The sequence below is a fragment of the Ketobacter sp. genome (genome assembly GCF_003671495.1).
Classification (GTDB): domain Bacteria; phylum Pseudomonadota; class Gammaproteobacteria; order Pseudomonadales; family Ketobacteraceae; genus Ketobacter.
Genome location: NZ_RCHN01000023.1, coordinates 21,603 through 45,436, shown reverse-complemented (window position 1 = coordinate 45,436; position 23,834 = coordinate 21,603). Strand labels below are relative to the sequence as shown.

The 23,834-nt window shown below is 58.5% G+C and carries 22 protein-coding genes; 7 read left to right on the top strand and 15 right to left on the bottom strand.

The features are described 5' to 3' along the window. Positions 1-2: 2 nt before the first annotated feature. The 4 genes from D9N14_RS12150 to D9N14_RS12135 form a co-directional block, all read right to left on the bottom strand. Entirely contained in the window at positions 3-353 is a 351-nt protein-coding gene (locus D9N14_RS12150; RefSeq protein ID WP_290579996.1) for an FHA domain-containing protein, read from the bottom strand. Next, positions 325-1,116, bottom strand: coding sequence for a PP2C family protein-serine/threonine phosphatase (locus D9N14_RS12145; protein ID WP_290579994.1), 792 nt, complete (start codon positions 1,114-1,116; stop codon positions 325-327). The genes D9N14_RS12150 and D9N14_RS12145 overlap by 29 nt, the downstream gene beginning before the upstream one ends. Continuing rightward, entirely contained in the window at positions 1,116-3,560 is a 2,445-nt protein-coding gene (locus D9N14_RS12140; RefSeq protein ID WP_290579992.1) for a serine/threonine-protein kinase, read from the bottom strand. Before D9N14_RS12140 ends, D9N14_RS12145 begins: the two co-directional genes overlap by 1 nt. Before the next feature lie 93 nt (positions 3,561-3,653). Further along, on the bottom strand, positions 3,654-4,118 hold the full coding sequence (locus D9N14_RS12135; protein ID WP_290579990.1) for a hotdog fold domain-containing protein: 465 nt from the start codon (positions 4,116-4,118) through the stop codon (positions 3,654-3,656). Between the two features lie 221 nt (positions 4,119-4,339). Here D9N14_RS12135 and D9N14_RS12130 point away from each other — a divergent pair, with 221 nt between their 5' ends. Further along, on the top strand, positions 4,340-6,133 hold the full coding sequence (locus tag D9N14_RS12130) for a diguanylate cyclase (protein ID WP_290579988.1): 1,794 nt from the start codon (positions 4,340-4,342) through the stop codon (positions 6,131-6,133). Positions 6,134-6,163: 30 nt separating this feature from the next. Here the strand turns inward: D9N14_RS12130 and D9N14_RS12125 are convergent, their stop codons facing one another. Then, positions 6,164-6,784: a MarC family protein gene (locus D9N14_RS12125; RefSeq protein ID WP_290579986.1), complete on the bottom strand. Its 621-nt coding sequence runs from the start codon at positions 6,782-6,784 to the stop codon at positions 6,164-6,166. Continuing rightward, the gene (locus tag D9N14_RS12120; protein ID WP_290579984.1) at positions 6,781-7,164 is read right to left on the bottom strand and encodes a winged helix-turn-helix transcriptional regulator; all 384 of its coding nucleotides are present in this window, start codon (positions 7,162-7,164) and stop codon (positions 6,781-6,783) included. Before D9N14_RS12120 ends, D9N14_RS12125 begins: the two co-directional genes overlap by 4 nt. A gap of 49 nt (positions 7,165-7,213) precedes the next feature. Between D9N14_RS12120 and D9N14_RS12115 the strand changes: the two genes are divergently transcribed. Beyond that, a complete protein-coding gene (locus D9N14_RS12115; protein ID WP_290579982.1) occupies positions 7,214-7,765 on the top strand; it encodes a carboxymuconolactone decarboxylase family protein in 552 nt (183 codons plus the stop codon). Between the two features lie 47 nt (positions 7,766-7,812). On the opposite strand, the gene D9N14_RS12110 is transcribed toward D9N14_RS12115, so the two are convergent. Next, a complete protein-coding gene (locus D9N14_RS12110; RefSeq protein WP_290579980.1) occupies positions 7,813-9,435 on the bottom strand; it encodes a DUF1254 domain-containing protein in 1,623 nt (540 codons plus the stop codon). Between the two features lie 259 nt (positions 9,436-9,694). Next, positions 9,695-10,261, bottom strand: a complete 567-nt coding sequence (locus D9N14_RS12105; RefSeq protein ID WP_411267940.1) for a DUF1287 domain-containing protein — start codon at positions 10,259-10,261, stop codon at positions 9,695-9,697. A gap of 243 nt (positions 10,262-10,504) precedes the next feature. Between D9N14_RS12105 and D9N14_RS12100 the strand changes: the two genes are divergently transcribed. Beyond that, positions 10,505-11,170, top strand: a complete 666-nt coding sequence (locus D9N14_RS12100; RefSeq protein WP_290579975.1) for an START domain-containing protein — start codon at positions 10,505-10,507, stop codon at positions 11,168-11,170. 21 nt (positions 11,171-11,191) lie between these two features. Here D9N14_RS12100 and D9N14_RS12095 read toward each other — a convergent pair whose 3' ends face one another. The 5 genes from D9N14_RS12095 to D9N14_RS12075 all read right to left on the bottom strand — a co-directional run bounded on the left by D9N14_RS12095 (position 11,192) and on the right by D9N14_RS12075 (position 14,240). Continuing rightward, on the bottom strand, positions 11,192-11,875 hold the full coding sequence (locus D9N14_RS12095; RefSeq protein WP_290579973.1) for a methyltransferase: 684 nt from the start codon (positions 11,873-11,875) through the stop codon (positions 11,192-11,194). A 20-nt stretch (positions 11,876-11,895) separates the two neighbouring features. Further along, a complete protein-coding gene (locus D9N14_RS12090) occupies positions 11,896-12,105 on the bottom strand; it encodes a hypothetical protein (protein ID WP_290579971.1) in 210 nt (69 codons plus the stop codon). A 32-nt stretch (positions 12,106-12,137) separates the two neighbouring features. Then, on the bottom strand, positions 12,138-12,878 hold the full coding sequence (locus tag D9N14_RS12085) for an NYN domain-containing protein (RefSeq protein ID WP_290579969.1): 741 nt from the start codon (positions 12,876-12,878) through the stop codon (positions 12,138-12,140). A 97-nt stretch (positions 12,879-12,975) separates the two neighbouring features. Continuing rightward, positions 12,976-13,443, bottom strand: coding sequence for a Cys-tRNA(Pro) deacylase (gene ybaK, locus D9N14_RS12080; protein ID WP_290579967.1), 468 nt, complete (start codon positions 13,441-13,443; stop codon positions 12,976-12,978). After that, positions 13,440-14,240, bottom strand: coding sequence for a glutathione S-transferase family protein (locus D9N14_RS12075; protein ID WP_290579965.1), 801 nt, complete (start codon positions 14,238-14,240; stop codon positions 13,440-13,442). Before D9N14_RS12075 ends, ybaK begins: the two co-directional genes overlap by 4 nt. A 172-nt stretch (positions 14,241-14,412) precedes the next feature. Between D9N14_RS12075 and D9N14_RS12070 the strand changes: the two genes are divergently transcribed. Next, positions 14,413-15,708 (top strand): oxygenase MpaB family protein, encoded by a 1,296-nt coding sequence (locus tag D9N14_RS12070; RefSeq protein ID WP_290579962.1) that lies wholly within the window; start codon positions 14,413-14,415, stop codon positions 15,706-15,708. Between the two features lie 107 nt (positions 15,709-15,815). Beyond that, the gene (locus tag D9N14_RS12065; protein ID WP_290579960.1) at positions 15,816-16,562 is read left to right on the top strand and encodes a hypothetical protein; all 747 of its coding nucleotides are present in this window, start codon (positions 15,816-15,818) and stop codon (positions 16,560-16,562) included. Here D9N14_RS12065 and D9N14_RS12060 read toward each other — a convergent pair. Further along, the gene (locus D9N14_RS12060; protein ID WP_290579958.1) at positions 16,559-17,047 is read right to left on the bottom strand and encodes an NADAR family protein; all 489 of its coding nucleotides are present in this window, start codon (positions 17,045-17,047) and stop codon (positions 16,559-16,561) included. The genes D9N14_RS12065 and D9N14_RS12060 overlap by 4 nt on opposite strands. Before the next feature lie 162 nt (positions 17,048-17,209). On the opposite strand from D9N14_RS12060, the gene D9N14_RS12055 reads away from it, so the two are divergent. Next, positions 17,210-19,474: an esterase-like activity of phytase family protein gene (locus D9N14_RS12055; RefSeq protein WP_290579956.1), complete on the top strand. Its 2,265-nt coding sequence runs from the start codon at positions 17,210-17,212 to the stop codon at positions 19,472-19,474. A gap of 52 nt (positions 19,475-19,526) precedes the next feature. Here D9N14_RS12055 and D9N14_RS12050 read toward each other — a convergent pair whose 3' ends face one another. Continuing rightward, entirely contained in the window at positions 19,527-20,444 is a 918-nt protein-coding gene (locus tag D9N14_RS12050) for a glutathione S-transferase family protein (protein ID WP_290579954.1), read from the bottom strand. Between the two features lie 185 nt (positions 20,445-20,629). On the opposite strand from D9N14_RS12050, the gene D9N14_RS12045 reads away from it, so the two are divergent. Next, positions 20,630-23,788 (top strand): HD domain-containing phosphohydrolase, encoded by a 3,159-nt coding sequence (locus tag D9N14_RS12045; protein WP_290579952.1) that lies wholly within the window; start codon positions 20,630-20,632, stop codon positions 23,786-23,788. Positions 23,789-23,834: the final 46 nt, after the last annotated feature.

Below are 23,834 nucleotides of genomic sequence, written 5' to 3'. Positions count from 1 at the left end.
GGTTATTGCAATACGTGGGCCGTGCTCGCCAACGGGTTGCCGTTGTCGTCAATCAGTTTGAACTTGTTCCAGGCCAGGCGAATCACATCCCCGTCCACCAGCCGTTCCCGTTCATGCACCGATTGCTCGTTGATGAAGGTGCCGTTTTTACTGCCCTTGTCCACAATGAAATATTCCAGCGTACCTTCCATGTACTTGCTTGCCACCACTTCAATTATGGCGTGATGACCGCTCACCGAAATATCATCGATCATCACATCATTATCCGGATGACGACCGATGCTGAGGCGGCCGGGTTTCAGATCAAACTTGCTGACCACCACATCATCGACCAGTTGCGCTAATATGGCCATAGTGTTTACTCCTGCTTGTGGCATCTTGTTTTATGACAATCACAGAAACATTGTCCTGTGCATTTTGGCGTACACTTTCCCGCACCAGAGCGGCGGCGGTCTCCTGGGCGGATAAGCCGGCCTGCATCCAGTGATCAATCAGCTTGGGGTCCAAGGTGTTGTAAAGACCGTCGGAACACAGCAGCCAGGATTCACCGGGGTGGAAATGATGTTTGGCAAAACTGAATTGCACTCCCCGGTCCGGCCCCAGGGCCCGGGTGAGCATATTGCGGAACGGTGCCCGCTCGGCTTCTTTCTCCGTCAGGCTACCTTTGTCCACCAGTTCCTGCACCAGGCTGTGATCCCGGGTCAGGGCCTGCAAGCCATCCTGCCCGCAGCAATAACAACGGGAGTCGCCCACGTGCATCAGCCAGTAGTGCCCGTCCAGCACCAGCATGGCAATGAGCGTGGTGCCCATTTTCTGAAAGTCCGGGTGGGCATTGCGTTCCTGGCGGATGGCGTTGTTGGCCAGGGCACCGGCCTCTTCCATCATCTGCAGCATGCTGTCATTACTGAAATCCTGTTGGAATTCCAAGGTGGACAGCAGGCACTTGGTAAAGTATTCCACCGCCAACTTGCTGGCCAGGGCCCCGCCGCCGTAACCGCCCATGCCGTCCGCCAGCACCGCCAGGTAACCACGATCCCGGGGTAACGCCTGCCAATGAATGCAGTCCTCGTTCTGTTTACGCACACAGCCGATGTCGGTCACCCCGAAAATATCCATCAGCTGGCCTTCCTGCTGTCACTGCGGCCAAACTCTCGGGTGAGCAACCCACGCAGGGCGCTGGCCATATCCGCCGCCGATTCATAACGCTTGGACGGTTCTTTCTGCAGGGCTTTATTCACCACCCGCACCACCCCGGCGGACAATTCCGGTCGCAACTCCCGCACGCTGATGTATTTTTTATTCAGGATCTGATATGCCAGATTGGCAATGCTGTCACCGTTGAAGGGCAGGGCGCCGGTGAGCAACTGATAGAGCGTAACCCCCAGACTGTAGACGTCGCTGGCACCGGTGACCTTGGCCCCTTTCAATTGCTCCGGCGACATGTACACCGGACTGCCCAGCATGTCCCCGGTTTTGGTTTTGGAATCATCCACGATGCGGGCGATGCCAAAGTCCGCCACTTTCACCTGGCCGCTGTTCTGGTCGTACATGATGTTGCCGGGCTTGATGTCCCGGTGCACGATGTTTTGCTGGTGGGCATAGGCCAACGCCTCCGCCACTTCCGCCACAATCTCGTAGACTTCACGGATCGGCAGCAACGCTGATTCCGCCACCCAGCGATCCAGGGATTTGCCTTCCACATAATCCATGGCAATGAACGCCAGATCAGTCTCTTCACCCACGTCGTACACGGTCACGATGTTGGGGTGATTGAGGCGTCCCGCGGCTTCCGCCTCACGGAAAAAACGCTCCTTGATCACGTTCAATTGCGCCGTATCAAATTCCCGATAGCTGAGGGTTTTGATGGCCACCCGGCGGGCGATTTTCGGGTCCAGCCCCAGGTACACCACGCCCATGGCACCGCGGCCCAGCTCACGCTCGATTTCATAGCGGCCCAACACCGGTTTGTTCAAATCCTGGGAGGGCATCACCAGGCTGTGGGTGGCGGCAAAGTCGGTGGTGACCTGCACCGGTTCCGACAGTTGCTGCAGGGCGTCCGCGCGCTTGCGGGCGTCTTTGAATTTGGGTTTGCGCGCCACCAGTACGCCGTAGGTGCGGGCCGCTTCCTGATACTGGCGCTTGCGTTCCTGTTGCACACCAATGTCATAGAGCAGGGTCAACACCGCTTCCGTGGATTGGCAGGGGCGCAGCGCGGCCAGGGCTTCCTCCAGCCGGCCTTGCTGATACCACTGCTGGCCCAGCTGATAACTGATGTTGTGGTTCTCCCACTGCAGTTGGGTCCACTGGCGCTGCCGGAAGCGCCACACCAGCATCAGAACGCTACCGACGGTAAACCAGGCCATCACCAGGGGCAACGGCAGAATCTGCTGGTAGCTCAATTGCCAGGCCACCTGAATCACGCTCAGGGTCAGCAGGATCACAGCCGCGGTCATGATGGCCATGGCGGGGCGGAACAGGGGTTGAATCCACATCAGGTAAAGCAGGCCCACCAGCACCAGTCCGGCACTGAGCCAGTGCCCCCAGGAAGGTCGCACCAGGGTCTGCTGGTTTTGCAGGGCCAGCAGGGTGGACGCAATGGATTCCCCCAGGCTTACGTCGGTGGCCATGATCCACACCGACTCCGCGGGCGGGCGGGCCAGGGCCTGGGCCTGGCTGTAGTGTTTGAGCGGGTGGACGCTGGCGGGAATCCAGGCGGTGCCACTGCGGCTGATGGGTTGGGCAATGTGCGCCATCTCAATGGCGTACGCCTTGTTGAACCGCACTGTGGGTTCATCCTGGATTTCCAGGGTGCGGGCCAGTTGCCGCGTATACAGGGCCAATGCCAAGCCCGGGTGCAGCTGGGATTCCTGTTCCCAGATCAATTGGCGGGGGCCATCGGCGAGCGCCCTGTCCACTGCCCGATAGGCCGGGCCCTGCAGGCGGGGGTCCACCGGCCAGGTGGCGGCCTGTAACTGATTACGCCCATCCAGCCAGGACCGCAGCCGGCCCAGCATGGCCTCCGGAATCCAGCCTACGGCCTCCCAGGGCAGGCTGTCCTGCAGCACCAGCGGATAGGCCTGTTCCGGAAAGGCAGAAACACCGGCCGCGGTAAGCCCCAACAGGATGTCACCGCGCTGCAGTCGTTGCTGCAAATGTTGGAAGCGGCGGTTCTGTTCCTGCCAGGCCTGCACCGCTTCTGGCGCGGTGGCGGATTTTTCCAGCCAGTTCAGCAGGCGTTCCGCGGCCACATTTTGCTCCCGCAACGGATGATCCAGCACCATGCCCACCAGGGGGCCCGGCTGTAACAGCAAGGGCAACAGATCAGACTGACCGGGGTCGCGCTGCAATTGCAGCACGGATTCCGCGTCCAGTTCGATGAGGGCAATATCGGCAGGCAGGTTGGCGGGGGCGGACAGACGCTGTCCCAACTGGTAATACCAGCGTTCCAGCAGCAGCGCCGAATCGGGCCTGATGACTCCGGATAACAACAGAATTCCGCTGATCAGCAGCAGGCCTTTCAGGCTGAGCAGGCTCTGTAGCCGGTTGTTTAATAACGACATAGTATCACTATAGCCGCTATTCCGAAGATTCCTGCCCCGGTCGTCCAACAAAATGTGGACTGCGCCGCAATTACACCTTAACCCCGTTAGGGGTTATCTCTTCTCGCTGATCCACAACTTGATGACGCCCACCACAACCGGGGTGCCGCTGCTGTCGCTGGCGGTGACTTTGACCTCAAGATCGCCAGGCTTCCAGTCCTCCGGATTGATCTCTGCCACCCCGGTGATATCCGAACCGGCCTTGGCGGTGTAATCCACCGACATACCCTTGGGAATCCAGCGCAGGTGTTTGGGAACGGAGGCTTCGGCGCACACCCCCATGGCCATTTCCAGCAGGTTGCAGATAGCAATCACGTGCACGGTGCCGATGTGATTCTGCACTGCACGGCGCTTCTTCATGCTCACCCGGGCGTAATTGGGGCGCAGCTCCTCAATGGTGGCACTCACGGTTTTGAAGTAGGGGGCTTTACGGGAAATCACCTGTGACAGCAGAAACTTACCCCCCGGTAGCGGCGACAGTTTCTGCCACATATCCATTACGTAATTACCGCTCGACATAAATTCACCTCTTTATATAACTTCAAAAAACGGAGCCCAGAGAAACTCGTCTATACTGGGTGAAACATTAAACAAAAACTGTTTCGCCTAACCTTTGGACTGCGAATCACCGATACATGCATCGTTTTCTTGCGCGAGCGCTGTCGCTCCACACATTGTTCAGCCTGCTGCTGGTGGTCGCTGTATGCACATCAGCAACCAGCCTGCGGGCAGATTCCGTTGTGAGCATCAAGGATCAACACAGCAGCCTGACGCTGTCAAAGCAGCTCATGTTGTTGGAAGACCCCGACCACCGTATGGACCTGGAGGATGCCAAGGCTGCCCTGCAGGCAGGCCGCTTCAAAGCCGTTGACGAAGACCATTTGCAATTGGGCTATAACGACAGCACCTATTGGCTGTACTTCAAGTTGCGCAATGACCTGCTGTCCCACACTGCCGACAACCGGGAAGACCGTTTCTACCTGACGGTGGACTATCCCCTGCTGGACAATGTGGAGTTTTTCCATCAACGCCAGAATCAGCTTTTCACCATGGTCACCGGTGACATCTACCTGTTTTCGCAGCGCTATTTTAACCTGAACAATTATGTGTTTCCTTTAGCTTTAACGCCCGGGGAAACCGGCGAAATATACATTCGCGTGTTCTCCAACAGTTCCCTGTTCATCCCGGTCACCCTGCAGACCGAGCAGTCGTTCATTGACCAGCGCTTTACCCTGGACACCCTGGACGGCATCTACATCGGCATCACCGTGGGCCTGGGCATTTACAACCTGTTCCTGTGGCTGGGGATTCGTTCCCGGGTGTATGGCCTGTATGTGCTGATGGTGTTCAACATCATGCTGTTCAATACCAGCATCAACGGGCTCACCTTCCGCCTGTGGCCCGAAAGCCTCACGTTTCAGCAGATTCCGGTTTACCTGTTCAGCTACACCTCAGGTATTGCGGTGATTCTGTTTGGCATGGCCTATCTCAAAACCCACAGCAGCCACCCCTATTTTCACCGCCTGTTTCAGGTCTTGGTGTTGCTGTGCCTGGCATTGATTCCCACGCTGTTCTTCCTGCCGATTCCGCTGTCCGCCAAACTCACTGCCGGCATTACCGTGGTGTGTGCCTTGTCGCTCATCGGCGCTGCCATCCGCAGCCTGATGGCCGGTTACCGCCCGGCCGTCTACTATTGCCTGGGGCAGGGCGCAGTGATCATCAGCGTCCTGTTCACTGCGCTTACCTCACAAAAAATCATACCGCTTTATCACATTGCGCCGGTGGTGATGAAATGGTGCTCCGCGTTCGAATTGATTCTGTTTTCCATTGGCTTGGCGGACATGGTGCACAATGAGCGGCGCCTGCGGGAAAAGGCACAGAAAGAAACCGCCCTGGCACAACAGGAGCTGCTGGATTCGCAAATAAAACTGAATCAGGACCTGGACGACCTGGTGACCCAGCGCACCCGGGAGCTGGAACAGGCCAACCAGTTGCTGCGGGACCTGAACACCAAGGACGACCTCACCGGGTTGCGCAATCGCCGTTTCCTGAACGAAGCCCTGCCCAATGAATACCGCCGGGCCTATCGCGACAAAGCACCGCTTTCCATCCTGCTGTTGGACATCGACTACTTCAAACAGCTGAACGACACCTATGGGCATCAGTTCGGTGACCATTGCCTGTGCGCCGCCGGCCGACTGCTGGAGGACTGCACCCGCCGCCCGCCGGACATTGCCGTACGCTATGGCGGCGAGGAGTTTGTCATCGTGCTGCCCAATACCGACCTGGACGGCGCCCTGACGGTGGCGGAAAAAATTCGCAGCGCATTTGAAAAACAGGTGATTCGCCACGCGGGGCAAAGCGCCCGAGTCACGGTCAGCATCGGGTTGGCCAGCGAAACCCCTCTGCAGCGCGACGAGCACGAAGCCCTGCTGCGGATGGCGGATGACCTGCTGTACCAGGCCAAAGCCAACGGCCGCAATCGGGTGGAAGCCGTCGGGCAGTCTTCACCCCCGAAAGAAAACTCACTGTAAGGAAGTAACGCTGCGGCTGGCAGCTCCCAATCAGCCTTTCAGCAGATCGTAATATTCACTCAACCCGGTCAGTATATTGGTGGTGGCCACCGAAGACAGCAACAACCCCATGATACGGCTCACCACGCTGGCACCACTGCTGCCGATCAGTTTATTGATCCAGCCCGCCATCAACATCAGCACATAGGCCAGCAGAATCACCGACAACATCACCAACACCGTCTGCGCCTGCTCCCAGATACTGAACAAAGCGTTCTCGGTCAGCAACACCGCGGCCAACATCGCACCCGGGCTGGCAATGGAAGGCACCGCCAGGGGAAAAATCGCGGTCTCCCGCTGATCCTTTTTCAGCAGCTTGATCTCCTCCTCGGGTTTACTGTCACCAAAAATCATATTCAAGGCGAACAAAAACAGGACTATGCCACCGGAAATCTGAAACGCCGGCAGCGGGATGGACAAAGCTTTCAGGATCAGCTCCCCCACCACCACAAAGAACAACAGAATCCCCGCAGAAAATACACTCGCCAGCAGCGCGATGCGGCGCTTTTCTTTGGGATCGTATTGGTCGGTCACGGCAATGAACACCGGAATGGTGCCAATCGGATCGATTACCGCGAAGAATGTTATGAAAATCGCCAGCACGTCTATCATTCAGGTTTGCCTTTTGATCTGCGCTCTTTCAATTCCCGCTCACCCCAGACCTCTGCCCACTGGGCCAGCGGGCTCAATGCCTGTAGCAACTCCAGTCCGGAGGGCGAGAGTGTATAGCCTTCACCCTGGTGTATGACAATACCCGCCTCACGCAATTCCCTGAGTCGGGTATTGAGCAGGCTGGGATTGGTCTCTGCCGCCTCCTGCAACGCCCGAAACGTTAGGGGAGCTCCTTCCCGTAACTCCCACAGCAGGCGCAGGGCACTGCGTCGTCCCAGCAGGTCCAGAACCACCATGATGGGCCTGCCACTGCCGGAGCCCCGCACCGGCTGCCCCACCTGGGGGCCCAGGCGCTGGGAACCTTTTGCTTTACTTTTCATAGCACCACCTTTAATCTGCTATGAAAATCATAGCACGCTGGAGCCCGCCATGCAGCCACGTATCGAACCGGCATCACCGCCATTTCCTGAGGACACCCAAGCCGCCCTGGACCGGATCATGCCGCCGGGCGTTCCACCGTTGACCCTGTTCACCACCCTGGCCCGGGACCCGCGTCTGTTCAGCCGGTTCTTTGCCGGTGGGCTGTTGGACAAAGGCCACCTGACCCTGCGGCAACGGGAGATCGTCATTCACCGGGTCACCGCCCGATGCGGCTCCGAATACGAATGGGGCGTGCACGCGGCGTTCTTTGCACCCCGCGTTCAGTTAAGCGATGAGCAATTGTATTCCCTGGTCCACGGTGACAGCGGGGATGCCTGCTGGGACGCGCCGGAACAACGGCTGATCCAGCTCTGCGACGCCTTGCACACCACCTGCACTGTGGACGCCACCCTGTGGACGCAACTGCGCGTGGACCATTCGGAAAATGCCATGCTGGAACTGCTGATGTTGGCCGGTTACTACCGCACGGTCAGTTACCTGACCAATGCGGTGCAATTGCCACTGGAAGGGTTTGGGCGCCGCTTCCCTGACCCGGACTAGTCCAGGAATGACCCTGTCAGAGTCAGCAAAGGGGCACCCAGGTTGCGCTACTGGCTCACCAACTCGATTTCACTGGGGCGCCAGCTCTTATCAAAGAATGGCTGCAACGGGCTGTACAGACGCAGAATCACAAACCAGCCTTTGTTCGGGTCCGTCTGGATCCAGTTGCCACGCTTCACGTTCTTCGGTTGCTTGGGTGAGAAGTACACCGTGATCGAGCCGTCGGCATTGGCTTGCGCTGCCGGGGAAGGGTAACTCTGGCTGCCGGCACGGGGGAAACGCTGAGGTGTGGCCAGCATGGAACGGGTCATCGTATCGTACAGGGTCAACGACCAGAACTTCTCTGCAGGAATGCCTTTCGGCAGGGTGATCTTGTAGGTCCTGGCGCCATCAAAGTAATTCTTGTCCGCATCGGTCAGCGCCAACAGATACTGGGAGCCGATGCCCGTCAGGCGCATGGCCATGGCCGGTGTGATGCCGGTGACGCCATAGAAAAACATCGAGCGGGCATCCATGGTGCGATAACCAGTGGGTGCGTGAGGTTCCACCCCTTGCTTGGTGATGCGCGGGATCGGGGTTTCGAATTCATAGCCGGTTTCAAACAACCAGTTGTACCAGGAAGAATCCGGATAAAAATACCAGCTGGGGTCCCGCGGCCCCATGAACAGCGTGCGAGTACTGGCGTTGGCCACGGCCAGCGCGTCGGTCATGATTTTCTTCATGCGGGCGTCGGGCTTGAACGGTTGCCCCTTCTTGATGCCAAGGGCAGCAATGGGCCCCATCAGCTCTGCATCCAATGAGGTGGCCGGCTCCCGTTGCACGATCTCATTCAGGGCTTCAAAAAACTGCCAATCGTTGGGCGGCACTGTGTTCATGACCTTGCCGCTGCCTTCATGAAAAACGGTGGGCTTCGGGGGCTCGATCTTACCCAGGGTGGCCCGCCCCGCCAGAAACTCGGCGATGGGGGTGCCGGCGCCACCGGGCTGATAAGGATAAATCTTCAGGGTTTTACGAATGGTGTCCGCCACCGGCTTGGGATCTTTGCCGTCTTTCAGATAGGAACGTCCAAACCAGACCGACGACAGGGTTTCAGCGTGTGCAATGTTGAATCCACCCTGGGGCAGCGTGCCTGTGTAGCCCGGAGGTACGATCAGGTACTTGCCACCTGCCCCCCGGTCCGGCCCCGGCAGGCCCAGATCAATCACCCAGCGGAACCAGGCATCCTGCACCACGCCCAGGAACAGGGGCGGTGTCTCAATCACCATGGGCCCCTGCGATAAATCCAGCGCTCCCATGGCGTAAATGGTGTCACAGTTGGCGGTCAGGAACAGGGAATTGGCATCCATCAATTCCGAAAAAATCAGTACCTCACCGTCCTTCACCCCCATATCGTGCATGCCCTGCCGCAGAGCATGCACGCTGACGCCGCGCAGATTGTCCATGAAAGCGCGATAAGCGTAGGAGAAATCCACTTGATCGTACAGCTTCTGAGTGGTGGCGGGCGATGGTACACCATCCTTGAACTCCAACGTGCCGATGCTGGTTTCAACCCGGTCCGGGGTGGTGATGGCAGCCGGAATCGAGGGCGCGGCCTCGGTGCTGATGGCGAGGGTCGCGGCCAGCAAAGCGCAGGCAGCCCGTTTCCCCACAGGAAGATTGTGCAGTTTCATTATTTTCACTCCTTGTTTAGGTCTTTTCCCGGTGATATCCAGCAACACGCACCCGTATCATGGGGTTACATGATGTCAGAAATGTTATGCATCATAATCCTTATTGATACCCAGGCCTTGTGCTTTCCTGTTTTACCCTTGCGGGATAGGTCACCCATGTGGTTGCCGTAGTTCATTGACATATAGAGGAAGCGCCGGGATTTTTTGTAGTGGTATAGCGGCTGTGAATTCCCGGGCTGTGGCTGCATGGAATCCGGTTTCATCCGTCAGGTAGATAACGATAGTGGCCAGTAATTCGGTAATCAAACAACATGTTCTCCAACTTGGGGCCGGCGCCGATGTTATGCACAATCAGGGGAACACCGCTGGCCTGATCAACCCGATCAGTGACAATGCCGATATGAGGCAGGTTGCCCGGCAGCATCCAGGTCACCAGATCACCGGGTTGATAGGCCGCCGCCTGATCCGAGATGGGCAACGCCTTACCCCGGCGGGCAAAGAATGTCTGCAGGTTCGGCACCCGGCGGTGGTCAATGTTTCGATCCGTTGTCTTCAGGCCCCAGATCCGGGTTGAGGGATAGGCGCTGAACGCGGCGGACATATCCTCATGCACCCGCTGCTGCAGATCAATGCCCAGGGCTCGATAGGCGCGAATCACCACATCCGTACACACTCCCACCTCTGCCGGCACATCACCATTCGGATACGGGATCACCCGGTACTGGCCGTCATAGCGCACCGCATGCCGGGTACGCTCAATCGCCGCCTCCACCAGGGGCTGGGACAGATCTTCACCCACCGCCGGGCAGGCCATCAATATCAACATCAGAATTGAAACACGCACGTCAGGCACCGTGTAATTCGGGCAGACCGCAGCCCTTCACCCCTTAGGTCAGCTCCGGTTATCGGAACATGTAGCATTGTTTTACCGGCAAGACAATGCGCAATATTCACGAAGCCATAACCCCGCCCTGCTGCAACTTTGCGCCCCCCGGGTTCGTATCAGTCTCATAGAAGCGTCATCAAACTGAAGGCGCTGCCAATGACATGAACCCAAGAGGAACCCACCATGAAAAAGCCCCTGATCGCACTGACCCTGCTGCTGTCCTGTCTCTCCCATGCCTTTGCACTGGAAATCGACAACCTGGACTGGGAACTGAAAAAAGAGAAGGGCGGGATCAAAGTCCTGTCCGCCGTTGTGCCGGATTCCCGCTTCAGCGCCTACCTGGCGATCACCGTGGTGGAAGCCTCCACCGACGATCTGGTACAGATTATTCGCAACCCGGCCACCTGTACCGACTGGGTCTACCGTTGCGGCGAATCCTACCGTTTCGCCCAGGAGACGCCCAACGTGGATCTGGTGTACACCGCAAGCAAGATGCCTTTCCCACTCAAGGATCGCGACACCCTCGCCCGCATCACCTGGGAAAAAGACCCCCGCACCCAAGCGGTCAGAGCCGTCGGTGTGGCTACCCGTGACATCCTGGCACCATTGGATCAACACATTCGCATTGAGCAGGCCACGGTGATCTGGGAACTGACGCCGCTGGAGGATGGCTCCACCCTGGTGCGCACTTTCGGCCATGCCGACCCGGGTGGCGAGCTGCCCAGCTGGCTGACCAATCAACTGTCCACTGAAGTGCCGGTGAAAACCCTCAACGGACTGAAAGCCCTGGCGGCAGAGCGACAGGCACAACGCCGTGAAACATTCCGCTACAGCGTGACCCAGTTCTGATCAGCCAAGCCAGAGGCCCCGCTATGGGGCCTTACCGTAGATCGCCACCATATCGGGGCGCTCGGTACAGTAATAGTGAACCCAGATGTAGGCATGATTGAAGGCGGCGGCCAGCAAAGCCGCCTCCGACAACCACAGCAGCCCTGGCAGATACAGCACCATCAACCCGAAGACATACATACCGTTATCGGTGTATTGGAAGATGCCCTGTTTTACATAGGGCTCCTGGTATTGCGGATCGAAGTGATCTATTCCATAGGCTCTTTCGAAAGTGAAATATCGCTTCACCGAATAGAACAGGAACAGCACCGGCGGCGTGATCAACACGGCCAGGCCATAGGCCAAGAGCGGCGGCCAGGATAGGGAGCATGCACTGCTGGACGCCAGCAGGATGATGGTAATCAAGCGCCCCACAAACAACAGCGAAAACCCCAATGCATAGGCTTTAAAGGCGGTTGGCAAGCCAAAACGCCGGGTGAAGGCCCGGGTGTACAGTTCCACTCGCCACACGAGCCAGACGTAGACCTGATGAAGCACCGGCGTGGCGATGGCGATCCAGAACCAGGTTTGGGTGCTCACCCCCAGCAACGCACCCTGCAACAGATCCGGGCGCAAAGAACAGTACCCCACCAGCATCAGCAACAACGCCACCAGCGCGGCCAGATGCCAGAGCTGGCCTGCACAGATCGCTTTGATGTTGTCCATGCTCCCGCTCCTTTCCAACTTTATTCCAGTAACGCGTCTCGATCCCGCTCATAATCCTCATAGGGCTTGGAATAGGGTTCGATACATTTATCGTATTCGTCGCCGTAGTATTTCTGGCAATCATTCTTCTGCCCATTCTGAATGGCTTCATAGGTGCCCTTGCTGCTGCACGCCATCAGCGCCGTGACCAGCACCGGCATCAATATAAACCTCAGCCTTGAATGCTTCATGGGATCAATCCTGTTTGGGTTACACCACCGTTTCACTTGCGAGCGTCCTTGATGTACATGGCCTTGCCGTCATTGCGCATTTCCACTTCGAACAGTTCAGTTGCCCGAATCAGGTCGCCGAGTTTTTTATACCCGTAATTAATGGCAGAAAAAGAACTGTTGTTGGAAATGTAATGGCCCACGCGCCCCATGTGCGCCCAGCCGTCATCTTCTGAAGTCTGCTCCACTGCGGTTCTGAGCAGGCGAACCAATGACGTATCCCCTTTCAGCACGTTGCGGTTTTTGCTCTCCCGCTGCCGCCCGGCGTTGGGTTTGGATTCCCCTTCCGGCGTCAGGTCCGGCATCAGGTTCTCGGTGTAAATGAAGGGGGAGCAGGCGTCCACGAAGGGCTTGGGGGTTTTCTTTTCGCCAAAGCCGTACACCGGTAATCCACTTTCCAGAATCCGCAGCACCAGCGGCGTGAAATCACTGTCACTGGTCATCAGGGCGAAGGCGTCCACGTTTTTGCTGTACAGAAGATCCATGGCATCGATGATCATGGCGGCGTCGGTGGCGTTCTTGCCTTTGGTATAGGCAAACTGCTGCATGGGGCGGATGGCATGGGGATGCAGCCGCTCAATCCAGCCCGACAGGGAAGGGTTGTTCCAATCACCATGGGCGTGCCGCACGTTCACCATGCCATACTTGGCCAGCTCATCCAGCACGCCCTCTATGGCATTGTGGCTGACGTTGTCGCAATCGATTAACAGCGCTATGCGTTTGGGTTCTGGCATGGGTTAGTCCTGTGAGGTGTGTCCCGTGAGGTTGGTATTGGCGGCGGCCGTTGCTGTTCATATACCCCAGACCCACGGTCGGAGCAAACAAAAAGCGCTATTGGCACAGGTCGGCCAGCACACCCTGAGTCAGTTTGATCAGATCCTGAGGGCTCAGTTCAATTTCCAGCCCGCGACGCCCGGCGCTCACATACACGGTGGCGAGCTCCCGCAGCGAGGTGTCCACCAGGGTGGGCAGGCGCTTTTTCTGCCCCAGCGGGCTCACACCTCCCAGCACATAGCCGGTACTGCGCTCCACGTCCATGGGATTGGCCATGACGGCCTTCTTGGCACCTGCAGCTTTGGCCACGGCTTTCATACTGAGCAGGGCCGACACCGGGATCACCGCCACCGCCAGGTTCTTGCCATCCAGGCTCACCACCAGGGTCTTGAACACCCGCTGCGGTTCGACCCCCAGCTTTTCCGCTGCCTCGAGTCCATAGGATTCGCTCGCCGGGTCGTGGGAGTATTCGTGTACCCGGTGCACGATTTTGGCTTTACGGGCCAGCAGGATGGCGGGGGTCATGGTTCGTGCTGCTTGCCCGGGAGGCGGTTACCAGAGCAGCTGTTGCCCAGGTAACTGCGATACCGATGCCGGGCCACCACCCCGTCCCGCCAATCGAACACGTCCGGATACGCCGCCACCACTTCATCGCAGGTATTGACCCGTTCATAGGCGGTGATGGGTGCGCTGTCGGAGCGGGGTACCGGCTTGGCCATGGCAAGGGCGGCGGCGACCGTCATATCGGCGTAGCTGAACCCCCGGTCCAGCAGATAGGGCTTGCCGTCCAGCTGTTCCCGCACCCGGCCTACGGCAGTGGCCAGCCGTTCCAGCTGCTGCTCGCGGGAAACCCCGGGCTCACTGTACTTGTTCTGCAGGTCACGAAAGGTCTTCCGCATCATCGGCAACATAGGGCGTCGGCTCCAGGCCGGGAACTTGGCGGGAATGGCCCCGAGCAGGGCCTGGTCATCCTGCAGGGCGCGCGCCAGCATCAGGCTGCGGGCCGCATTGAAGATGGCTTCGCTCAGCTGGTTCAGGGCTGCCACCTCCCCCTGGCTTGGGGTGGGAATCAGGCCGGCCATGGGCTGATCCTGATTGATCTGCAGGGCAATGTCCCAGGAATCCAGCAGGCAGCAGCCGGGGCCCAACAACACCGGCACACTGATGGCCCCGCGCCAGCAGCGAGTACGGGCACGCAGCCAGGGCGTACTGATCATGGGGATATAATCTTCGAACGTGTAGGGAACTTCGGTATAATCCAAGGCCCAGAGTACACGCTGGGTCGCTACGGATGCCGTCATCCCGATCAGGCGGTATGTCATGAATCTGTCCCTGTCTTGCTTCCATACTGACCAAAAACATCGATCCCGTTGACCAAACGGTCATACTGTTTTCCCGCCACTCTGACTACACTAGGGCAAATTCCTGGGGCACTCTTTTGCGCAATATAAGAGAACTTTCCAGCTCCCATTCCACTTCCCTGCGGAGAAAACAGTGACTTACAGTACACGAGACGTCAGTAAGCTGCAAAAATCCATCGCTCCTGCCGTGTACGGTGATGTTGATCTGGACATCACCCCGGAACGCTTTCGCACCGAGCTGGGCGAAAACAGCATCGTTAAAGATAATCCACGTATCCAGGCTTTGCTGGAAGATTCCGATAAAGTGGAATTTTTCCGCCAGCTGACCCTGATGGGTGACCCCCTGGCGGATGCGTTTGCCGCCATCATTCCGGAGCTGGGGTACAAGAAGGCCCGGGCCATGCTGGACAAGGCAGCGGAAGAGGGCATCGCCAAGGTGCCGGAAGCGCCCAAGGAACTGGTGGATCTGATGACCGCCGTGGAAACGGTGCCGGAATGGGTGGACTGGACCAAAATCGAGAAAGCCTGCGAGAACAACCGGCTGTTTACTGCCCTGGGTGGGGAGGCCATCATGCGGGTGGCCTTCATGATGACCTATGTGAACGGTTACCAGGGCCTGCCCATGGTGATCACCGGCGCCCTCACCAGCGATTCCGCCGCCAAACGCATGCGTGAAACCACCAGCACCTTCAAGCTGGCCACCTTGCCGGGTGCCCTGCGGCGCGGTGGTGAGGCCTACCAGTCGGCGGTCAAGGTTAGGGTGATGCATGCCATGGTTCGCACCAGCCTGCTGAAACGGCCCCAGGTGTGGGATTACAGCGTGTACGGCACCCCCATTCCCCAGGTGGACCAGATGGGCGCCGCCCTGGGTTTCAACTTCATGATGGCCAAGAAAGCGTTAAAAAACGGTGGCAAGTTCAGCGCGGCCGAAGCCTGTGCCGTGGAACAGGCCCGCTACCTGGCCTATCTGCTGGGCATGCACGATCAGTTCCTGAGCAACGACCCCAAGCAGATCGTGGAAACCTGGAACATGTGCCAGGCCACCCTGCGGCACAAGTTCGACGAGCGCGGCCGGGACCTGAATGCGGCCACCATGGAGGCCTATCAGCGCCGGGGGGGCCACTGGTACGATCGGGTGGTGCACCGCCTGGATCAAAAGGCCAGCCGCTGGATGTACAACCGCATGGTGGGCCGCAAAACCGCCGACACCATGGGCGTCCACGAGGAAAAAACCGACCTGCTGGCGTTCGCAGCCATGTTTGCCCCCATTGGCCTGGGCGTGGGCGCCCTCAGCCTGCTGAAGAAAGTGCCCGGTGGCCGGGAGTGGGTGGACCGCTTTGCCACCCGTGAAGTGGAAAACCAGCTCAACATTGCCGGCCGGGCGGAATACCGCACCAATGAAGCGGACTACAAGATGGAATCCGCCTGACGCAACAGCCGGGCCTCTCACCCCTCCCGCCAGCGACCCGCAACCCGGGTCGCTGTCTCACCAACGTTTCCTATACTGAACAGACTCCGCCATCACCAGGGATGATCATGAGCTGGGATCTGATTTGCCTGAAACCCCATAGCCATCGCGCCGACGGGGACGAAACCTACGCCTGCATCTACAAAAGTCTGAACCGGATCGAGAAGGACGGTGTGCGGGCATTGCAGTACCTGGTGCGGGTGGTGCCATTGCCCCTGGTGGCGGGCCGCGGCGGGGATCAGCGCCTGATCAACATGGAGGAGGCGCTGTTCAAGGTGGTGGTGGATCTGAACGAGGGCAAAGTGCTGTTCGACATTGGCGGCGCCGAAGCCGCGCTGCCCAGTTTACTGCGGGGTGGCGGCCTGGGGTCACTGGCGGTATCGGAGCTGATCCAGTGGGCGCAGGCCCAGTTCGGGGATTTCACGGTGGTGTCCGGCCGCATCAGCAGCGCCCTGTTGAATTATCCCAATGGGGAAGCCATCGCCGTCAGCTGCCTGAAACAACTTGGCTTTGCAGTGGGCAAATCCCCCAGGGGTGGCCTGCAATTTGGGGCCGAGCGAGTCGCCCAGCTCAGCCCCCATGTCAACCGCAACAAAGTGGAAACCGCCACCCCGGCCCTGTGGTTCAGCAACCTCAGCCAGGACAACCTGAACATGGCGCGCCAGGTGCAAACCCTCAACGAAGAGATCACCCTGTTGAAAGAGCAGCTGTACCAGAGTTCGGCCCAGAAACGCTCGGCGTTGCCGCTGGCCTCGGGCCTGCTGATGGGCGTGGTGGCCGGGGCGGCCCTGGCCTCTATGCTGTTCAGTGTTTAGGGGGTCTGATGGTCGCTGGCTTCCTGCCTGAGTTTGTTGCGCACATTCATCAGCACCTGGCCATACATGTTGGTGCCGCGCCGATCCCGGCCACAACCCCAGAAATAGTCGTAGCTGCTGTTCTCCACCAGACGTTGATCCCCGGTATCCAGCAGAGCCCCGGCTTTGTGTGAATAGGTTCGGCACTGGGTATACAGGGCACGGGTCATCACCACCACTTTGACTTTCCTCCAGTCCGCACGGATTTTCTTGAAGCGGGTGCGCCCCAGTTTGCGCGCCTGCTTGGGGCTCTCCGCCCGGCGGATTTTCTCCTGATAGGCCGGGTCTGCAAACTTCATGGCCTGAAAATAGTGCTCCACCGTGGGCCATTCCCGCGCCTCCAGCTGGAACGGGTGGGGCGACCAGGCGCCCAACAGCTGATCCGCGTCACTGCGGGAAAAGTACAAGGCGTTGAGATCGGTTTCTGCAAATAGTCCGCCGGACATGGAGTGCTTCCTGAGCTGATGGTCTGGCTGAAATTTTACACCGCTTTGCCCCGCTGTTCATGCCCCTGTCACATTCCCGGGCCTAGTATTCCCGGTCACATTACGACCGATAATGTCCATAACCGTTTTTCGAGTACTGTTCTCGACCAATAGGGGAATCGCATGAAACTTCCATTAACCAAGAGCGCATTGATCAAGAATACATTGGCGCTTTCCATCGCCGTTGCCTCCGGCAGTGCACTGGCCGGTGCCAATCACCACGTCCCGGACTTTAAACACGGCTCTGACCGCTACTTCAATCGAGTGGCCACCTTCCCGGTATACCAGAACCTGGATGCCGCCAGCGGTGATGCCCAGGACGATACCACTGCGGCTGAAATCAGTGCCGCCAGCCAGGATGGCAACGTGGTGTACTACAGCGACAGCCCCAAAGGGCGCGTTGGCCTGATCAACATTAAGGATGTCCAGGCGCCGGTGGCCGCCGGTTTCATCGCCCTGGATGGCGAGCCCACCTCGGTCGCAGTCAAAGGGGATTATCTGCTGGTGGCCATCAACACCTCCTCCAGCTTCACCACCCCCAGTGGCAAGTTGTCGGTGTACTCCATTGCCAATCCCCTGCAGCCCCAGTGGCTGGCCAACTTCGACATGGGCGGGCAACCGGATGCCATCGCCGTGAGCCCGGACGGTCGTTACGCCGCCGTGGCCATTGAAAACGAGCGGGATGAGGATTTTGAAGACGGCATCATTCCCCAACTCCCCGCCGGTAACCTGCAGGTACTGACCATGCGTGGGCCGGTGAGCCACTGGCAGGTACGCAGCGTGGATCTGACCGGTTACGCCGCCACCGCCCCCAGCGACCCGGAACCGGAATACGTCGCCATCAACGATTTCAACATTGCCGCAGTGACCCTGCAGGAAAACAACCACATCATTCTGGTGGATCTGCGCCGCGCCAAAGTGATCAACGATTTCAGCGCCGGCACGGTGGATCTGTTCAATGTGGACACCGTGGAAGACGACGTCATCAACCCGGTGGACACCATTCTGGATCGCCGCCGTGAACCGGATGCCATTACCTGGCTGAATAACTGGTGGATGGTAACCGCCAACGAAGGGGATTACGAAGACGAGAACGGAGTGGAAGGCGGCAGCCGCGGTTTCACCATTTTCAGTCCCTTCGGCAAGGTCCGCTATGAGTCCGGCGCCAGTCTGGAACACGCCATCATTCGTGCCGGTCACTACCCTGAAAGCCGTTCCGAAAACAAAGGCGTGGAGCCGGAAGCGGTGCTCAGCGGCGAGTTCGGCAAGCAGAACTTCCTGTTCGTGGGTAACGAGCGCGCCAACATCGTAGCGGTGTACAAAGCCGGCGCCTTCCAGAAGCCGGAACTGCATCAGTTACTGCCCACCACCATCGGCCCGGAGGGCATTCTGGCGATTCCGTCCCGCAATCTGTTGGTGGTATCCAGTGAAGAGGATTCCGCCGACGACGGCATCCGCTCCACCGTCTCCCTGTACCAGTACGGTTACAAGACTGCTGACTATCCCCAGATCGAATCCGATCCCAAGCAGTTGATTCCCTGGGGTGCCCTGAGCGGCATGGTGGCGGACAATCACGACGCCAACACCCTGTATGCCGTGCCGGACAGCTACTACGCCCAGTCCCGTATTTTCAAAGCGGAAATCGCCAAAAAGGGCCCGGCCATCATCAAACAGGCCATTGTTCTGACCAAAGACGGCAGCACTGTGGACTATGATCTGGAAGGCATCGCCCAGCGCGCCGACGGCAGCTTCTGGCTGGTATCGGAAGGCAACGGCAGCAGCCGCCCCAACCTGCTGATCAAAACCGCCGCCGATGGCACCGTGCTGGAGGAAATCAACCTGCCCGCCGCGGTGATCGCCAAGCAGAAGAGCAACGGTTTTGAAGGCGTTGCGGTGACCGGCAGCGGCGATCAAGAGAAAGTCTTGGTTGCGTTCCAGCGGGAATGGACCGGCGATCCGGCAGGCCTGGTGCGCATCGGCGTCTACACACCGGCCAGTGCCAGCTGGAGTTTCTTCTATTATCCGTTGGAATCCGCCAGCCAGGGCTGGATTGGCCTGAGCGAGTTGACAGCGGTGGACGACAACACCTTCGTGGTAATCGAACGTGACAACCAGCAGGGCGTGGACGCAGCGGTGAAGCGCTTGTATCAGTTCTCAATCAGCGGTCTGACGCCGGCGGCGGAAGGTGAAAGCTTCCCGCTACTGAGCAAAACCCTGGTCAAGGACCTGTTACCGGAATTGAACGCCACCCACGGCTGGACGCCGGATAAAGTGGAAGGCACGGCCATCACCAAACGGGGTGAAGTTTACGTGGTGACCGATAACGATGGAGTGGACGACGCCTCCGGCGAAACCCGTTTCATGCACCTGGGCAAATTATTCAAATAAGGTTTCCTGCCGACGTGAGGGCCCCGGTAACGGGGCCCTTTTTTTAGCACCCTTATTGACCCACAATACTGAAACCCTGCTTGGGAAAATGAACATGCACCCGACCCACTTTGGGATCGTCCCGGGCAATGATCCAGCGATTGGCCGAGCTGCCTACCAGCTCACCCACACTGGCATCCTGAGCGTAATCCGCCGGTGCAATGCTGACCCGGGTGCCGATCAGCTCATCCTGCTTTTCTGCATCCGTAATGGGTCTGGGTTCGCTGCTCTTGGCGATCTGCAACGTCTGCTCCGCCGTGATTTCAGTGCGCTGGCCCTCGCCGAACGCCTTGATGCGATCCATCCACCCATTGACCCCGGGATAGGGCCGCACGTATTTTTTCTCACCGGCATCCCGTACCATCCACAGGCTGTGATAGGCCGCAAAATCCGCCACATTGGGTGTATCACCGAACAGAAAATCCTGCTGCAGACGGGATTCCATGTCCTGCAGATGGCGCTTCAGAATAGCGGGCGCCTCACCGGGCTTCACCATGGGAATCGATGCATTGCGCCCCATACGGATACGATCCGCGAAGAACTTGAACAAGTCCAGGATGGACAGGGTTTTCAATACTTTCTTGTTCAGGGCCCAGGATGCCGAAGACAATACCGAGGCAAAGAACACCTCCAGCTCCACATAGGCGATAAACTGGTTCACTTCGTCGCTGCAATTTTGTCGCGCCAGTTCCGGCTTGCCGGATCGAATGGCGATCTCGGTGGAGATGGTGGCGGTATCACAGAAGATATCCGCGCCGCACTGGGCCACCGGGATTTTACGGTAACCTCCGGCCAGGGTGGCCAACACCGGCCTGGGTGGCATCTCCCGGGTGATGGCGGATTGCCAGGGCAGGTTGGTGTACCCCAGCATGGCACGAACTTTTTCTGAGAATGGTGAAAGCGCGTAATGATGCAAAATCAAATCAGACACAAATATTTTCCCTCTATTGGCCAACAAACGCGGTCCTGAGCAATCCTGAATGCTCCTGAATAGTCGGCCCTAACATAGCAGATTTGCCCGGTCATGGCAGGCGGGAAAATTCGATAAACCCGGTGGAAGGCTGTTATAGTGCCAAGACTAACGCAAATAGGTTTCCTGAACGGAGCACGGTTCCATTGACCATCCAGATCCAGCGTAATGGCCTGCGTTTCTCCATCCGCCTCACTGTGGTGGCGGTGTTTGCCCTGGCCACCACCCTCACCGCGCTGATCGCCATCGGCCTGCAATACTATTTCAGCCGTGCCATGGCCATCGAAACCGCCGTAGCCAAGTACCAGAGCAATGCGGAAAGCACCCGCAATTTTCTCAACTCCATCGACACCAATGCCTTCCACCTGGCCCGCATTCTGGCCAAGCATCCCCAGATTCTGCACAATGGGCGAATCAACCCGGACAGCCTGGGCCTGTTCGCCGACATCATGGAAAACAACCGCCTGTTCTACGCCATCTATCTGGGGCTGGACAACGGCGACTTCTTTGAAGTGGTCAACCTCAACAGCAGCAATACCGCCCGCCGCCAATTGAAAGCCATTCCGGAAGACCGCTGGATCGTGATCCGCATGCAGGGGCAGGGCGCCGGGCGCCAACGCATACTGGAATACTACAACGACCAACTGCAACTGCGGGTCCGCCACAGCGAGCCCAGCGATTATGACCCGCGGGTGCGCCCCTGGTACACCAGCGCCCGCCCGGATACCGTGTTCAAAACCGATCCCTACCTGTTCCAGCATCTGCAGGCACCGGGGCAGTCCTATTCCATGCGCACCAGCGCGGGCCATGCGGTGCTGGCCGTGGACATCACCCTTTCGTCCCTGGCGGGGTTTCTGAAAGCCCAGACCGGCAACAGCGGGTCAGAGGTTTTCCTGTACCAACCCAGTGGTGAATTGATCTCCTCCAACCGCACCCGCCCGGCCATTGAAAGCCTGCCTTACGCGCCCCCCATTGAACTCTCCACCGCGCAAGCGGAGTTTGTCCAGTCGGTAGGCAAGATCCGCGTTTCCAACGAACTGGACTGGCCCCCCATTGATTACGCCGTGTCGGCGCAGCCCCTGGGGTATTCGGTGGATCTGTTGCGCATGATCGCCAACATGACCGGGCTGCAGCTCGAATTCATCAACGGCTATACCTGGTCGCAACTGATGGACCTGTTCCAGTCCGGCGAACTGGACATCCTGCAGCCCATTTACAGCAATCCCGCCAACCAGCAACTGGGGTTACTCAGCAACAGTTTCGTCAGCCTGCCCTATGCCGTGGTCACGCGGCCCGGCCAGGCGCCGATCACCTCCGTGGCCCAGCTGCAACACAAAACACTGGCCATTCCCGCCAGCTGGTCGGTGATTGATGTACTGCAGCAACACTATCCGGACATCGATCTGCTGCTGGTGGCCAATCCCATTGCCGCCCTCAATGCGGTACTGGACGGCAACGCGTTTGCGACCCTGGATGCCGCCCCGGTGTTGCACTACACCGCCGACCACTACTACCTGGATCAACTGCAGTTTCACGAGAACCTGAATCCAAAAACCGACCGCATCCCCAATGAAATGCACTTTCTGGTGAGCAACCGGCACCCACATTTGGTGAACATCCTCAACCAGGCGTTGTCACAGCTGGAAGAATACCAGGTGAGCTATCTGCGAAAAAAATGGTTCGTAACACCAACCGCCGCGGCCGCCACCCAACCCAAGACCACCGTGCCCTACCCGCAACTGCTCGCCCCCAGCACCGGCATTCTTGATCACCTGCACGAAATCAGTATCAAGGGGCGCCCGCACTTTGTGTACAAGGCGGCCATCAACCCGGAATCCGCCCACAGCGATCTGTTCGCAGTGGTGATTCCCACCCGTGAACTGCTTGCCCCCAGCATGCAGAAGGTCACCCTGTCCGTTGCCATTACCGCCTTCTGCCTGATTCTGTTATTGCCGTTCATCTGGCTGTTCGCCGCCCCCATTGTGCGTCCCATCAAACGCCTCGCCATCGAGAACGATCACATCAAACACCGGCGTTATGATGACGTGGCATTTCACGACAGCAGCATCATCGAGATTTATGAATTGTCCCGCTCCATCGTGGATATGGCTGCCACCATCAAGCAACACGAACAGGCGCAACGCGCCCTGATGGAATCCCTGATTCAGTTGATTGCCCAGGCCATTGATGAGAAATCACCTTACACCGCCGGCCACTGCGCACGGGTGCCGGAACTGGCCCTGATGCTGGTGGCCGCTGCCGAAAACAGCCAGCAACCCCCGTTCGACCAGTTCCGTTTTCGCGATGAGGATGAATACCGGGAATTCCGCATCGGCGCCTGGCTGCACGACTGCGGCAAGATCACCACGCCGGAGCACGTGGTGGACAAAGGCAGCAAACTGGAAACCATCTACAATCGCATCCACGAAATTCGCACCCGTTTTGAAGTGCTGTGGCGGGATGCCGAGATCCAGTACCTGCAGGCCCTGTTGGAAGACCCAAGCCGGGAACCCGCTTTGCGCAAGCAGCTGGAACACAAACGCCAGCAACTGCAGAGCGACTTTGAATTTGTGGCCCAACTGAATCAGGGTGGGGAGTTTGTGACGCAGGAGCAATTGCAACGGCTGGGCGAAATCGCCATGATCCGCTGGCAACGGCATTTTGACGACCGCCTGGGGTTGTCGCCACTGGAAGCCATGCGCCAGCCGGAGGCCCCAGCCACTCTGCCGGCTACTGAAACCTTATTGGCGGATAAACCCCAACACATCATCCCCCATCACCAACCCAAACGCTTTGCCGAGCACCTGCACATCAATATGGAAATCCCTGAGCACCTGTATAACCTGGGGGAGGTGTATAATCTTTCCGTCGCCCGCGGCACCCTCACGCGGGAAGACCGCTTCAAAATTCAGGAGCACATGATCGGCACCATCCGCATGCTCGACGCCTTGCCCTTGCCACCGGAGCTGGCCAACGTTCCCCGCTACGCATCCACCCATCATGAGACCCTCAAAGGCACAGGCTACCCCCGCAAACTGAAAGCGCAACAGCTCTCCATTCCGGAACGCATTATGGCGGTCGCGGATATTTTTGAAGCGCTAACCGCAGCGGACCGCCCCTACAAGCCTCCCAAACCGGTCAGTGAATCCATCGCCATCCTGCATCGCATGGTGGAAAGTGGTGATATCGACCGGGATGTATTCAAGCTGTTCCTCAGCAGTGGCGTGTATCGGGACTACGCACAACGCTACCTGCAACCGGAGCAATTGGACGACGTGCCACTGGAAAAATACCTGCGCAATTAGGTTGCACAACCTTAGCTCATCGGCTATTTATTAAGCCGTGCTGACC

Excerpts from the sequence above, each read along its gene's own strand:
- D9N14_RS12150 (WP_290579996.1), bottom strand. The coding sequence starts at position 353 with ATGGCCATATTAGCGCAACTGGTCGATGATGTGGTGGTCAGCAAGTTT.
- D9N14_RS12145 (WP_290579994.1), bottom strand. The coding sequence starts at position 1,116 with ATGGATATTTTCGGGGTGACCGACATCGGCTGTGTGCGTAAACAGAAC.
- D9N14_RS12140 (WP_290579992.1), bottom strand. The coding sequence starts at position 3,560 with ATGTCGTTATTAAACAACCGGCTACAGAGCCTGCTCAGCCTGAAAGGC.
- D9N14_RS12135 (WP_290579990.1), bottom strand. The coding sequence starts at position 4,118 with ATGTCGAGCGGTAATTACGTAATGGATATGTGGCAGAAACTGTCGCCG.
- D9N14_RS12125 (WP_290579986.1), bottom strand. The coding sequence starts at position 6,784 with ATGATAGACGTGCTGGCGATTTTCATAACATTCTTCGCGGTAATCGAT.
- D9N14_RS12120 (WP_290579984.1), bottom strand. The coding sequence starts at position 7,164 with ATGAAAAGTAAAGCAAAAGGTTCCCAGCGCCTGGGCCCCCAGGTGGGG.
- D9N14_RS12115 (WP_290579982.1), top strand. The coding sequence starts at position 7,214 with ATGCAGCCACGTATCGAACCGGCATCACCGCCATTTCCTGAGGACACC.
- D9N14_RS12110 (WP_290579980.1), bottom strand. The coding sequence starts at position 9,435 with ATGAAACTGCACAATCTTCCTGTGGGGAAACGGGCTGCCTGCGCTTTG.
- D9N14_RS12105 (WP_411267940.1), bottom strand. The coding sequence starts at position 10,261 with ATGTTGATATTGATGGCCTGCCCGGCGGTGGGTGAAGATCTGTCCCAG.
- D9N14_RS12100 (WP_290579975.1), top strand. The coding sequence starts at position 10,505 with ATGAAAAAGCCCCTGATCGCACTGACCCTGCTGCTGTCCTGTCTCTCC.
- D9N14_RS12095 (WP_290579973.1), bottom strand. The coding sequence starts at position 11,875 with ATGGACAACATCAAAGCGATCTGTGCAGGCCAGCTCTGGCATCTGGCC.
- D9N14_RS12090 (WP_290579971.1), bottom strand. The coding sequence starts at position 12,105 with ATGAAGCATTCAAGGCTGAGGTTTATATTGATGCCGGTGCTGGTCACG.
- D9N14_RS12085 (WP_290579969.1), bottom strand. The coding sequence starts at position 12,878 with ATGCCAGAACCCAAACGCATAGCGCTGTTAATCGATTGCGACAACGTC.
- ybaK (WP_290579967.1), bottom strand. The coding sequence starts at position 13,443 with ATGACCCCCGCCATCCTGCTGGCCCGTAAAGCCAAAATCGTGCACCGG.
- D9N14_RS12075 (WP_290579965.1), bottom strand. The coding sequence starts at position 14,240 with ATGACATACCGCCTGATCGGGATGACGGCATCCGTAGCGACCCAGCGT.
- D9N14_RS12065 (WP_290579960.1), top strand. The coding sequence starts at position 15,816 with ATGAGCTGGGATCTGATTTGCCTGAAACCCCATAGCCATCGCGCCGAC.
- D9N14_RS12060 (WP_290579958.1), bottom strand. The coding sequence starts at position 17,047 with ATGTCCGGCGGACTATTTGCAGAAACCGATCTCAACGCCTTGTACTTT.
- D9N14_RS12055 (WP_290579956.1), top strand. The coding sequence starts at position 17,210 with ATGAAACTTCCATTAACCAAGAGCGCATTGATCAAGAATACATTGGCG.